17 protein-coding genes are annotated in these 12,721 nt (G+C 42.0%); 1 reads left to right on the plus strand and 16 read right to left on the minus strand.

Annotated elements, in window-relative coordinates; genetic code table 11:
• Positions 1 to 175: 175 nt before the first annotated feature.
• Complete coding sequence (locus tag MHB69_RS14445) at positions 176 to 625, minus strand: phage portal protein (protein ID WP_087977386.1); 450 nt, start codon at positions 623 to 625, stop codon at positions 176 to 178.
• A 185-nt stretch (positions 626 to 810) separates the two neighbouring features.
• Between MHB69_RS14445 and MHB69_RS14450 the strand changes: the two genes are divergently transcribed.
• Positions 811 to 867 carry a putative holin-like toxin gene (locus MHB69_RS14450; RefSeq protein ID WP_229200408.1) on the plus strand — a complete coding sequence of 19 codons (57 nt, stop codon included), beginning with the start codon at positions 811 to 813 and terminating at the stop codon, positions 865 to 867.
• 280 nt (positions 868 to 1,147) lie between these two features.
• On the opposite strand, the gene MHB69_RS14455 is transcribed toward MHB69_RS14450, so the two are convergent.
• From MHB69_RS14455 to terS, 15 genes are read right to left on the minus strand one after another with little or no spacing between them, the layout of a single operon-like run.
• Positions 1,148 to 1,591: a phage tail tube protein gene (locus MHB69_RS14455; RefSeq protein ID WP_044139480.1), complete on the minus strand. Its 444-nt coding sequence runs from the start codon at positions 1,589 to 1,591 to the stop codon at positions 1,148 to 1,150.
• A gap of 1 nt (position 1,592) precedes the next feature.
• On the minus strand, positions 1,593 to 2,939 hold the full coding sequence (locus MHB69_RS14460; protein WP_342495701.1) for a phage tail sheath family protein: 1,347 nt from the start codon (positions 2,937 to 2,939) through the stop codon (positions 1,593 to 1,595).
• 2 nt (positions 2,940 to 2,941) lie between these two features.
• On the minus strand, positions 2,942 to 3,139 hold the full coding sequence (locus tag MHB69_RS14465) for a hypothetical protein (protein ID WP_187704580.1): 198 nt from the start codon (positions 3,137 to 3,139) through the stop codon (positions 2,942 to 2,944).
• A gap of 10 nt (positions 3,140 to 3,149) precedes the next feature.
• Positions 3,150 to 3,605, minus strand: a complete 456-nt coding sequence (locus tag MHB69_RS14470; protein ID WP_216889100.1) for a DUF6838 family protein — start codon at positions 3,603 to 3,605, stop codon at positions 3,150 to 3,152.
• 4 nt (positions 3,606 to 3,609) lie between these two features.
• A complete protein-coding gene (locus MHB69_RS14475; protein ID WP_106039773.1) occupies positions 3,610 to 4,116 on the minus strand; it encodes an HK97 gp10 family phage protein in 507 nt (168 codons plus the stop codon).
• Positions 4,113 to 4,469: a DUF3599 family protein gene (locus tag MHB69_RS14480; RefSeq protein WP_125586417.1), complete on the minus strand. Its 357-nt coding sequence runs from the start codon at positions 4,467 to 4,469 to the stop codon at positions 4,113 to 4,115. The genes MHB69_RS14475 and MHB69_RS14480 overlap by 4 nt, the downstream gene beginning before the upstream one ends.
• Positions 4,466 to 4,858: a DUF3199 family protein gene (locus tag MHB69_RS14485; RefSeq protein WP_342495702.1), complete on the minus strand. Its 393-nt coding sequence runs from the start codon at positions 4,856 to 4,858 to the stop codon at positions 4,466 to 4,468. The genes MHB69_RS14480 and MHB69_RS14485 overlap by 4 nt, the downstream gene beginning before the upstream one ends.
• A 5-nt stretch (positions 4,859 to 4,863) precedes the next feature.
• Positions 4,864 to 5,262 carry a YqbF domain-containing protein gene (locus MHB69_RS14490; protein WP_342495703.1) on the minus strand — a complete coding sequence of 133 codons (399 nt, stop codon included), beginning with the start codon at positions 5,260 to 5,262 and terminating at the stop codon, positions 4,864 to 4,866.
• A gap of 5 nt (positions 5,263 to 5,267) precedes the next feature.
• Positions 5,268 to 6,191 carry a phage major capsid protein gene (locus MHB69_RS14495; protein ID WP_342495704.1) on the minus strand — a complete coding sequence of 308 codons (924 nt, stop codon included), beginning with the start codon at positions 6,189 to 6,191 and terminating at the stop codon, positions 5,268 to 5,270.
• 21 nt (positions 6,192 to 6,212) lie between these two features.
• Entirely contained in the window at positions 6,213 to 7,376 is a 1,164-nt protein-coding gene (locus tag MHB69_RS14500; RefSeq protein WP_342495705.1) for an XkdF-like putative serine protease domain-containing protein, read from the minus strand.
• A gap of 36 nt (positions 7,377 to 7,412) precedes the next feature.
• Positions 7,413 to 8,036, minus strand: a complete 624-nt coding sequence (locus MHB69_RS14505) for a hypothetical protein (RefSeq protein WP_342495706.1) — start codon at positions 8,034 to 8,036, stop codon at positions 7,413 to 7,415.
• A gap of 42 nt (positions 8,037 to 8,078) precedes the next feature.
• The gene (locus MHB69_RS14510; protein ID WP_342495707.1) at positions 8,079 to 8,996 is read right to left on the minus strand and encodes a phage minor head protein; all 918 of its coding nucleotides are present in this window, start codon (positions 8,994 to 8,996) and stop codon (positions 8,079 to 8,081) included.
• Positions 8,993 to 10,513 (minus strand): phage portal protein, encoded by a 1,521-nt coding sequence (locus MHB69_RS14515; protein WP_342495708.1) that lies wholly within the window; start codon positions 10,511 to 10,513, stop codon positions 8,993 to 8,995. The genes MHB69_RS14510 and MHB69_RS14515 overlap by 4 nt, the downstream gene beginning before the upstream one ends.
• Positions 10,513 to 11,808 carry a PBSX family phage terminase large subunit gene (locus MHB69_RS14520; RefSeq protein WP_342496242.1) on the minus strand — a complete coding sequence of 432 codons (1,296 nt, stop codon included), beginning with the start codon at positions 11,806 to 11,808 and terminating at the stop codon, positions 10,513 to 10,515. Before MHB69_RS14520 ends, MHB69_RS14515 begins: the two co-directional genes overlap by 1 nt.
• Positions 11,809 to 11,819: 11 nt before the next feature.
• Complete coding sequence (gene terS, locus MHB69_RS14525; RefSeq protein ID WP_342495709.1) at positions 11,820 to 12,704, minus strand: phage terminase small subunit; 885 nt, start codon at positions 12,702 to 12,704, stop codon at positions 11,820 to 11,822.
• Positions 12,705 to 12,721: the final 17 nt, after the last annotated feature.

A 12,721-nucleotide genomic window follows, 5' to 3' on the forward strand; every position in this document is an offset into this window, starting at 1 on the left:
TATCCTCCTTTCTTCGATTCCTTTTCAAGCACTTCAAGTTTGTGCCTGATGAGGCCATATAAGAATGCTTTGAATTGTCTTGGTGCTTCATAGACCTCTAAAAGCTGGGACGGGGAATAATGAAGCTCATGCATGCAGTAATACAGATACACCGCCTCTTTATTCCCGTCCTTTATTAGTTTTTTGCTTCAGTTTCAAGGTCCTCAATTTCATCTTCAAACCCGTTGACCTCAATGGCTTTGTTTAACCAGTTCGCATATTCACCACCAACAGATAGGACACGCTTTGCCACTTCGACTGGATCTTGTGTGCCGTATGCTTCGCGCAATTCTTTTGATTTGAAATCAGGATAGATAGTAGATTCAACCGCAATACGTGCATAAAAGCGTTGAGAATCTAAGTCTTTCACACGTCCACGACCTTTAACATTCTTGTAAGTCGTGTTTTCTTTCTCCAGTTCATCAATACGTTCAGTTGTAATGGCTTTGAATACGAATGGAATCACTTCACCCTTTTTATCAACAAAGCGCTTTGAAATGATTGATTTAATTTCTTCTGTCTCAGCTGTTTGTCCTGGCATAAAGAATGAAAGATCATATACGTTGTTTGTTTGTTTTTCGCTCATGTTTAAAAACTCCCTTTGATTTGTTTTTTTGAATGCAAAAAAGCACATCCATTTTTTGAATGTGCTTTCCAATCTTTTCATGTATAATATAATTCGTACAATTGAACGGCTTGCTCAAGGGTGTCTGGCTCATCCCCGATAGGAAGGGGGTGATGCTCATGTCAACGTTCCAAGCGATTTCCCTAATGCTTTTATTCGGGATGTTTATCCTTGCTTTGTTGACGTATATAAACAAAAAATAGACTCCCCTTGAGCTTTGGACGGTTGAAGGGAAAGTCTATCCTTAAAACTATCTAATTGATAAGCCAGCCCCTTGAAGGGCCTCATTGTACATTGCCGGGATGTTGGAGCATCCTGGCTTCTTTTTATTTTATGCAAATTGCTTTGCATGTAAACGAATTTTTTCTAGAAAGTTAAATGGGTTATTTTTATCCCATTTATCCTATTTATCAAAAGTATACCATATCGAAGACTGAAATAAAAATAACATATATTTTAGTCATTCGTAATACCTTTCTGAAATTAAAAAGAATCCTTCAACTTCTCAGGAAGATCAAAGTCCTCAAACGTGAAAGGAACCTCTTCTTCCAGTGCTTCTGAATCCACATCAAGCCCTGCGATCTTTGCAGAATCAAAGTTCACATCAAACAATGTGACACGCTCTGTGCCGCGGCCGGATGATTTGTCATCCAGTACAGCTTGAATGGTGAAGTACGGATCTTGTCCCTTCTTCACGTAATTCAGCATGAGCTGCACAAAGCGCGATGTGACTTTATAGAAAGTCGCTGTGCCAGTACCATTCGCACCGGTTGTCTTGTGACCGGTCATACGACGGCCCATGACATTGACCTCTGATTTGTTTTTCTCCACGTTCGCTTCAAACGTTTTGATGAACGCCATTTCCTCACCGTCGAGAAAAAGACGCCCTTCCTTACCTGAAATGGTATTCTGCGCTTTAAAAGCCATCTTATTTCACCTCTACATTGAAATAGAATTTTTCAGCTGCATCAACAGGTTGAACAGCTAGATCAATCAAGAAACCGTCACGATCTTCATTTAAAGCGATCATGATGTCAGTCTCAGAATCAAAGCCAGTGATTCCAGATCCATCTTGGAGCTGTGTGAGATATTGCGTGATGAGTGTTTTCACCAACTGCAGACCATCATCCGATGCCGGAATGTCATTGCCATTTGCTTTGCGTAATTTAATTAAATCCTTCAATTCACGTGTGAGATCATTGTTGATCGCATCGAGCACACGAATGATTTTGTTTTTAGCGAATGTCTTGTTCTTCTCGGTTGTATAAGTCGTTAAGGAGTTAATGTCCTTCTCAACGCTCACTGTGCGATCTCTCGCATCAAACGTGAACAAGAATTCGCCTTGTGACAAGCGGTATTCCACTTGATCATTATCAAGACGCTCTAATGTATCAACAGCCCCTTCATATTCAACAAAGGTTAACGACTGATTGAAGTTTGCTCCTGCAGATGCACCGGCCACCCATGCAGTTGCTTTGGCTGGCGTGATCTCTGTGCCGTCTTCTAGCAGAACACCGCTTGTGACATTGATAATTCCTTCATGATCAGCCGGATAGTTTGCCAAAACACCTTGCACCTTACGTCCTTGATCATCACGCAGCCGCTTGATGAAAGCCACAAATGTCGCTTTTAACTGCTCGCTAGTGTTATTAGGTAGCGCAATTACGTCAAAGTATTCTGTTTCAGCTTCTTCAAGGAATGCTGTGTAATCTGCCACGCTTGGCACGCCGTTTTTCCCGCCGCTTAGTGTTACACCAGCAGTGATCGTCACTTCACCTTCACCAGAGAACGAAACATATTTGTTTTGCTGCAGTTCTTTGACATCAGTGACAACCTGCTTATCGACAATGTCTGTACCCACGTAAGTCACCACATCACGCTTGGAGCTATCCAATACGTTTTCAGTGACTTGGATCGTGACCTCATTCCCTTTCTGTCCACCATAATTAGCAAGAACGTTGAAATTCTCGCTGATCTGAGCCTTTGCTGGCTCTCCTTCATTCAGACGGTAAAGTAAAACCGTTTGTGCTTTTTTCTTCGCTTCTCGGAAAAGAAGCAGTGATTTGTCATCGATGTTTAATCCGACTTTTTTATTTAAGTCCTCGATGCCTGAAATAGAGATGAACGTCTTAGGCTCTCCCCAACTCATCGTAATCGGAAGTGCCACCGTACCTCGATCGCCTAAAGTAATTCGCTGCTGTGCTGTGGTTTTGAAATTGAAGTAGATACCAGGACGCTTTTTCTCTGTACCTGGTGTAAAAGTACCTCCATTCATGCTTAAACCTCCTTAGACAAAAAAGCATCAATCTGCTTCTTTGCTTCTGTTTTTGTAATTGGTTGATCTTTGATATAAAAAAGAGCACCTTCAAGGATTTCAGGCTTTACGCCAAACAATTCCTTGCTGTGCTCTTTCAAGGCTTCAAATGAAAATGCTGCTTCTTTAGGAAGAACCGGAGCGGCTTTCTCTTCTTTCACCGGCTCGCTTTTATTCTTGGCCACTTTTTATCACCCCATCTGAAAAATTTATGTCGTCTAGGCTTGGTTGCTCGTCTCGGTTGTACCAATAGGCACTATCCCATGTGAAGACGATCGTTGCCACGCCTTGATCGCCATTCCTAGTTTCCGCCCTCTTGATTCGCACATATTGATCGAGCGGTTCACCTTCTACACTGACCATCTGAATGATATTCCGATCAGCTGACAAGGCATCTACAATCGATTCAGCTGCATCATGAGCCTGTCCAGAGTCCTTGTGAAACACTTTTATATGCAGCGTGTATGTTTTGAGGAACGTTGAAACAGTATCGTTTTTTGTGTTTGTCCATGCTGCAGGAAAGTACATCGATGGGATCTGAAACTGTTCAGGAATCTCTTTTTCATATACTTTCACCGGAAATCGCTTGTAACAATAATTCATGATGGCGCCGACTTCTTGATTCATTCCATCACCGCCCAAACTGTTCATCGATCCATTGCTGCAGCTTGCGGTCCAATGATTGTTCAAACATCTGTTCAAAAATTGAAAGTGCATTATCCCAATAGCCGCTACCCTCAACCCATTGAAATTTCAGGAGCATCCCTGTTTCGGCATTTGGGTCATATTCAAAACGATCACCAACCCATCTACCAGGAACCCATCGTCTATCCTGATTCTTGGAAGGATCAATGGTAAAATGACCATCATTTGTGTACGACGCGTATTCTAGGTTTGTCCCTACATCCAACGTCAGACCCCCACTGCTCATCGAAAAGACGTTTTCTTGATCGCCTTTTTGGAATGAGTTGAGCAAACGACGAGCATCCACCGTTTTTGTACGGATAACTTCATCTTGAACGATGTCTAGGAACTCATAACCCATCGCTTCCAACCATTCTTCATATTCAGCTTGCAAGCCGCCATTAACAGCTGCATTCAAGTCCTCAATGAATTGATCAAGACCATCAATCCTCATAGGCTTTCACTCCTCATCGCTACCACCTCAATATGATGATTTTTGATCCTTCTGGGCTTTTGCAGTTTCAATGTCACACCTTCCCATACCACTTTATCGTTCAGGCGGACATCGGTATTACTAGGAAAATGAACAAGGTACGATTGATGAATGGTTGCGTTTGGCTCCTGCTGTGTGATGGATTGGTTTTTCTCCGTAAAATAACATGGCTGCGCAACTTGATCAGGCTCATCAGGATATGAAAAGACCGGCTGCGCATCGTGGACAGGTATTCCATAGTGATTGCCTGTTTTTTGCTCTTCCTGCAGGTGATATATGTCGCATCGATCCGTTAATAATGATTGATAGCTCATAATGATCTCAACCTCATTCTTACACTTGCCGGATCTACCGGTGGATCAATTGGCTCAATGAAATCTATTAACAGGTTATACACATCTGGCTTTGAAACGGCGTTACCGTCTGCCAAGGTGTATGAATAGTCACCGATCTTTTCCGACTTGTACCCTTTTATGATTGATTCATCACCGTTGATCAACGCGAAGAACTGCGCCATTTTAATCAATGCGATCTTCGCCTTTTCAGGAAGCGGCTGATATTTTTCACTTGTGAAATCATGACCTACGATCTTAAATACCTCAGCTTCAGCTTCGATGATGTCACTTTCCAATAGTTCATCCGAGCGGTTTTTCACAGATTCAAAGACTGTATATGCCCTAACATCTTCAGGAGAGATCAGCATCAGCCTTACTCTCCTGTTTTTTCTTGTTGCTGTTGATTTTCAAGGATGAAGGCAATTCTTTCACTTTCATTCTTGAACTCAGACGGATCGCCGCCAAGATCAACAATAACGGCTTCTTGTCCATCTTTTTTCATATCCTTCAATTCAGTTTCAGTGTAGATTTTTGCTTCTAGTGACGGTTCTTCTCCCTCTTTTGTCTCTTCTTCCTCTTCGGACGGCTTTTCTTTTGGTTGATCATCTGTTTTAGGATCATCAGCAGGAACATCAAGCTGCTTACAATCAAAGAACTCATTTCCATCGAGATATTGAAAGACCTTTTTCTCAATCTCTTTTTCCTGATTTAAAAGAAAGACATGACCCATTACAGAGTATGTCTTTCCCTTGATCAATTCAGCTGTGTACATATTGATCACTCCTTGACCTTGATGATCTTAGCAACAGCATCCTCTTCCTCAAATTTGCTGTCGAGCTTCGCAGTAAGGACGATAATGAACTTACGATTACGGATGTCTTTATCAACCTCAATACGGATATTACGAGAGAAGCCCAAGATGATGTTTTTTGGATGAGTCAATAAAATGTCTGAAACATCTGTGCCGTCCGCATCATACGGTTGCATGTTTGCAATTCCTTTGACTGGAACACCGAATGCAGAAGAAAGCCCACCTTGTACTGCTGCATCTCCTAAATTCGTTTGACGATCCGCTACTTTATCTTTCCATTCGACCTCTTGCCCCGGGGAAGAATAGAAGCGGAACTCTTGTGGGACTCGCAAATATTTTGGTGGAACAGCTTTGTATCCTTGTTTGAATACTTGGCGTGTAAGTGGTTCACCAGCAACATCTACGATATGAGATGTGGCTTGCTTGCGGATACCATCCAGCTGCGCAAGGTAAGTATCAGATGACGATGTATCACCATTTAAGATCAATTCTTCAATATCTACTGCAGCTCGTTCAGCCAGCATTTGCATGATGGTGTTTTGCAAAGCATCGCCCTCGATGTTGTTTTCAAGTGTGTCATACGTAATATTCACTTCTGCGATGACTTCTTTTGCGTTAAGCTCCACAGTGCTTGTTGTTGGTGCAACTCGATCACTTGCTGGAACTGCTTTTCCTTCCACACCAGGACGAAGAATCCGCTGACCAAAACCGATTTTTTCGATTTTTTGTGCATCACTATCCATTGGAATAACACGTGCATCTTGTAGCAGTGTTGGTGCATTTTGCACCATACGAATAAATGTGCTAGATTGGGTCGGATTCATGAGACCGCCTGTTTTTAAAGTCGCAAGCGTCACTTCCGCCTTGTTAATTACCTCTTGATTTCTCACGTTAGTTCCTCCTATCTGGGCTTAAAGTAAGCCATCCCATACTGCTTCAGATTTTTGTAAGTCCTGTTGTTGTGCATCTCCTACGCCATTACCTTGCGGACGTGCTTTTTCAAGGGCTTCGACTCTTTCAACAACTGGAGCCAATGCCTTTTCTACAGCTGCGGCCATTTCTTTTGCAACCTCTTCATCAATTTGTTTTTCTTGCGGATCAGGCTGACCTTCGCCTTCTCCTTTTTCAAGGTCATCCAGACGCTTTACAACCGGTGCAATTGTGTCATCTAGCATCTTTTGCAGATCTTCTTTTTTCACTTCTTCATTCTCCTCCTTCTCTTCCGCTTGACTCAACAGATTGTCGATAGCGGCTCTTGCATTTTTCAATTCAGTTAAGTTAGCAGCTGAAAACTTCCGGCCAGCTTTTGCGACTTCTTCAGGTGGATCAGTTTGGATCCCCGCTAAGTCATCAGTAAGCAAAATCTCTTGTGTAATTTCCACAAAGTCTTGCAGTGCTGACCTAACCTTGTCAGGATCAGTCTCCAAGTCTTCATCGTCGTAAGAATCCCATTTATACAAAACGGAATTCAGTGCATCTTGTGCCGCCCAAAACTCACGACGCATGCGGCCTTTGTCGTATCGGTTCTTTACTTCTCCTTTTGATAAAAAGAAGTTTTTGAGCAAAGAAAAAAGCCCCTTCTCTTCAGAAGCTGGCTCACGCTCTTGTTTTCCTATGTCTGCTGTTCCGGCCATTGAATATCCGGTGATCTCACCCTTTTGAATCTGTTCCCAGATTTCATCGGAAGCCTTCGTCACAAGGACCCACGATCCTTTCTTGATAACTTCATCACCCATTTCAAAGTCAGACGGAGCAATGTATGATTCAACGACTTCCCCGACACCGCCTTGGAAATCATGCTGCTTATCAATCTCACGTGCATCTTTCAGGAACCCATGAGCGGCTTTTTCGATTTCTTCTGGTGTCATATAGTCTCCATGCGCATCCGCAACGTTTGGTTCGTATACAATACCGTATACAAGACGCTGCGCATCATCAGCCTTCGCAATTACCTTGATCTCTTTTTGAAAGTCTGGCTGCTTTTCTGACTTCATAAAAAAGAACTGCTTTTGATTAGCAGCCTTGTCTACATATGAAACGTGTGTGATCTTCGCATTAATCAATTCGCGTGGCAATTCATTCACCTCCTTTCAAAAGAAAAAGCCTTCTTTTTAAGAAGACTCACTAAGAATATAATTTAGTCTATTATTAAGATATGCCTCTATATGTTGTAAATTATCCGCAAATCGAGATTCAATATCTTTAGGCATTTGTTTTGAATAATGATTACTGAGATTTATAGAATCATTAATTAATTTAGCCATTCTCCTATTAATAATTGTCCTCTGTTGTAAAATAGCCATAATAAACGATAATTCCATCTGTTCAATATTGATCTTTTGATCTTCTTCGTCCTGATTGGATGCTAAGTACAGTTTACGAAGAACTTCATCAACTTGAGCTAATCTGTAATCTAAACTATTACTTTTTGACATTTGCTTTACAGGCAATTTTACTTTACTTTTATTAACATTCTTATTTTCATCTGTTTCCAATTTGGGATCATTCTCCGATTTTAATTCTTCTTCAATTTCCCCTTCCATTTCTTCTAGCTTGTTCCTAATGAAATTAAGTTCAAAGCCCCCATATTTTATTGTTGCTATATCTTGAATAAGATTAGTAATAGGCTTTTTCAACATACCAATAGCAATAATTAATACAATTGGCCATATCATTGCTGTATAAAAAGACATAAATCCATTAAACATAGAAGATATTAATTCATAAACATTCATAATTTCCCCTCATTCTCAAAGTAATGAGGATATTATACTATTTTATTCCATGTTCTGTAATACTCTTCTTCTAATCTCTTCTTTTTCCTCAGCTGACAATCCTAGAATAACAGGATCAACCACAGGGCCAACCGCACAATGACAGTTCACTCGCTCTTTGGGAGAAAGCTTGGTATCTCTCGGAAACATACACCGCTCTCCGCTTCCTGGTATCTCAAATTCTTCATCGAGAGGGATGATAGTTCCATCCAGCTGCACATGACTTTCTCTTGACTGATTCTTTTTCCCTCCACTATGCTTCCACTTCTTCCCCGTTACAGCTGGAGATTGTACATATGATTCATGTTGAGCGACAGAAGAAGCGGTCAACACTTCAGTTACAGCTGTCACACGTGCACGCTTGCGGCTGAATTCAGGAAGGTCCTTAAGCTCCAACTCAATCTCCTGGATAGAGCGGCCTTCTTTTATGCCATCTTTCAAGGTTTGTTCAATAGCCTCATGAGTATTCAGCTTCATCAGCTGCGCCAACTCTTGCGACCACGATTCGATCCACTCAGCGGTTCTTTCAGATAAAACCTTGAATGGAATATCTGCATCGATGGAATGCATGATCTTCTCAGCCAGCTGCGTGACGGTAAGTGTTAGAAAGACAGCCGTTTCTTTTCCGAACAACTCCGCAAATTCATCTGAAGTGAATAGATCATTATTAAAAAACGCCAGAATGGATTCTAACGTCTCTGAATCGTCTTTGGATATAAAACCATTCAGTTCATTCAAAAACATCCTACGTTGCAATCTGAACAATCTAGCAATGGTTTTCTCATAATCCTCCACCAAAGAAGGGATATCCTCCAGTTCAGGGAAATCAGCCACTGCCGCTTTGAGTTCCTCGACCTCATCTGCCTCCGCTTTTTGTACAAAGGTATTGATGTTTTTTATCAGCTGATCGATCTTGCTCATTTGCGGATCTCCTCTAATTCATCCCTAAGGTCTTTGAGGATAGATACCAATTCATTGTTAGTACCCGCAGACTTTTGAAGAACCGTATCAAGCAAGCTAGTTGATGCCTTCGGCTTCGCTTCAATTGGTCGGTGATATTCTTCCTCTGGCCATTCTTCAAGTGTCTTACCAAGAATACGGCCAGCCAGATCTCGCAAATCGTTTGGTGACACTGCTCCTGCTTGAATAAACGGCGTAAGAACCTTAGCGATTTCGAGCGGATCACGAAAATCAGGACCATTTAATATGAGTCGCACATGCCAGAGATCGAGATCAGGAAGAAAGAGTGTATTGAGCTTGCCAGTGATGATCATTCTTTCCGGCTGAAATACCTGTTCCTCAGTTGTCTTACGAGCGGTGTCAGCTGTCGCCTTGTTATAATCCTGTGATTCACCTGTGTAGATCGGCGGCAGACGGAAAGAAGAACGTATCTTGTTTCTCGTCTTCTCGTCGTATTCAAGGAACAGCGCATCCTCCTGAAGAATCTCGGCCAGGGATTTTATATCTACCTTTACATTCGCCGGCTCTTCATCGTTCGATAGTTCATCCTTTTTGGGAATACCTTCGACTTCCAACAAAAGAAACTTATGTGCATTGTCTGATCCCTCGATGCCGTTCATGTATTCCTGCAGCTGCTCATACGAAGATTCAGAAAGCATTCCATTCTCTACAGTAATTGCAGCCGGCACATGCCGCCCTTGTTTAAAGTACAGATAGTTCAGCTCTTCAGCTTTGCGGGCTCCATACATATTGACGATGTTACCAATCCAACGAGGAACACCATATGTATCACTGCCTATCTTGAAGTGAATGACTTCGCTTGCTACAAGATTAGAAGGGGTGTCTTCGCTGTATTCTCCCGTAGCAGCATTCAATGTTCTAGGATCGCCGTACTCCTTGAAGAATACTTTTTTAGTGTTTATCTGCTGCACATACTTTCTGAACCGCTTCATTCTTTTGAGAGATTTGACTTGACCCTGATCGGTATATTTAAAGTCAATTTCGACAAGATCGCCTATCTTACATATTCGCATGTGTTGAGCATCTAAATATTCAATCCCAGCTGGTTGCCCTGTACCATTACGTAACACTTCAAGAAAGCCATTCCCTGTCCGCTCCCGATCTTCTATCACATACCCTAGAACCACTTCGGCTGATTCATCATAGTTCATGTATCGCACAAGCTCCTCAAGCCTCGTCCATTCTTTTTCAGCAGCGCCTTTCTTTCCTTCTGGTGCATCCTCAGCGTTGAAATCAAAGACATATTCGATTCCCAAGCCGAATCCTAGAATATTCGTTTTATACGCATCGATGCATTGTTGAAGAATAGTAGAATACTCGGCCATTTGTTTGAGCTCTTGGATATTGTATGGCGGTTCGATTATTCCATCAGCCTCGTAATTAAATCCATCCTCATAAATCTGCTTAGTGGTTGCAGACATATTCGCTTTTATTACTGTCGCTTTGACTGTTCCCATCAGCGTGACCTCCTTTCTCTGTTCGGACGCTTACGCTCTTTAGGCTGCTCTTTTAGATCGGTGACCTCATAATCATCTAGCGCATACCATATGGCTGAAAAGGTATGAGGATCAATCTTAAACTCGTCCTCTATGATATTGCCATTCTTGTCCGTCTTGTACGTGAGCGGCTGAAGCTCATAGATTGTGTTTTTGCATGAGTCGGAACAAATGATTTTCTTAAACCGCTTGATCTTCTTGGTGTACTGCAAGCGTGATCCTTGGAATTTATGAGCGGCCACCATGTTGTATCCCATCTTGCGGAAATACGCGATTGTCTTTTGTTCATTGTCGGCCTTTATGAGCTCTTTTGTTTCAATGAACTCTTTCAAGTCCTCGACAGTAACATCATCAGTCTTGCCACGATCGTAATACTCCCAATAGATGTATAGATACTTCTTCTCGTGATCTACAGCTAGTCGAATCAAAGCGTTATATGAATCAACGAAACCAAAGTCCATGCCTGCTCTAAGCAAAGGACGATTGATATTTGAGATGGCCAGCATCACATCTTCATGTGGCTGCACCTCAAATTGCGGCAGCACTCGAATTCCATTAATGCCAAAATGACCTTTTCGAGCTATGCGATAAAGGTCGGGATCATATTCCTTTAGTTCATCCAGCTGCTTTATATAGCTGACTGGAAGGAATAAGTTGTCTTCAGCTGTAGAATGATGATAGTACGTATCATTGATAGCGATGGTGCGTTCTTTATATAAAGTCTCGTCATCCAGGATAAATCGGTTGTTCTGATCATCCTTAAAGAAATGTCTGTATGTCCAATTATCCTGCCCGACGGGGTTAGTTGATAGAATCATATGCAGCTGCAATGTCGGATGACGCAAACGACCAAGCAGCTCCTTGAATCCCTCGTACTTCACTTCTGAACACTCTTCAATCCATATGATCGAGATGTTGTTGATCGACTTCAGCTTGGCTGGCTTGTCCAAGCCTTTGAAAATGATCCGGCTCCCATTATGGAATTTAAGCATGAGCGGTGATGTCCGGCATTGAATGACATGATCGAGTCCAAGATCATTCACGATCTCTTCAAATAAAGAAAATGTGGAATCTCTGTGCGTGTCATAGACTTCACGAATCACAAGGGCTGTTCTCTTTTCATCTAGTAGTTTCAGAATGAGCTTCAGGGCAATATGATAGCTTTTGGAGGAGCCATAGCCGCCCACCAAGAATTGAAACTTCTGATCCCAATCAAAAAGAAAGTCCTCAAAATGTGGATTGACTTCCTTCTCCATCATTTGAACCATCAGCCATCACCTTTATTCTTCCGCTTAATCGTTATCTGTACTGAGTCATCAACAGGTCGAGCGGTGATCCGCTCCAGCTCTGCTTCTCGTGTTCTATTAGCAAGATCGAGTCCACGAAGTCTCAATTCATATTCAGACATAGTTTTCATTATGTCGACTTTCTGCCTAATGGCTTTATCACGTTGTGCGGTCACACGTGTCAGAGCATCTTCTATGCTCAATATCTTCTCTAGCAGCGGTGAGTCTGTCTCCTCAATTTGGACCACTGCTAGACGTTCATTAGTTATCGGAACAGCTTTAATCAGACCATTTTTATCTGGAGCCTGTACAACGTCTTTCATCTTCCGCATTTGCTGCAAGACTGTCCGCTGCTTATCAGTCAATCCATTCTCGTATTTAGTGATCAAGCGCATCATTCTTGTTTCACGAACGCTCAATAATCGAATTGATAAATCAATTTGGTACAGAGGATCAGTCTCAACTTCAGTAAAAAGCTTCTGTTCCTTTTCATCCATGTACTCAAACATGATCGTTTCATATTCACCGGTCTTGAATGAATTCTTGTTCCCTTTAGGAGCTGCGCCACCCCTATTGCCTTTAGCATTTTGGTTACCAGGTGGCGCTTTACCTCCTTTATTCCCTCTGGCGTTTTTACTCCCTTTCGGAGCGCCAGGACGTTTAGTAACGTTACCATTGGATTTCTCTTTTGGTTTAGTAACGTTACCATTCAATTTCTCATCCCAAGAGTCTTGGTTCTTCCATTTGCGGATAAGCGTTTGAGAACACTCTAATTCTTCAGCAATGTCTTTCAGTAAGCGGGTTCCATTGCTTTCTTTCCACAATTGGAATGCCTGATCTCTTTTAGGATTTCTCGGTCTAGCCATTACATATCACCCACCTC

The organism is Bacillus sp. FSL K6-0994 (assembly GCF_038630815.1).
GTDB classification, from domain to species: Bacteria; Bacillota; Bacilli; order Bacillales; family Bacillaceae; genus Bacillus; species Bacillus safensis.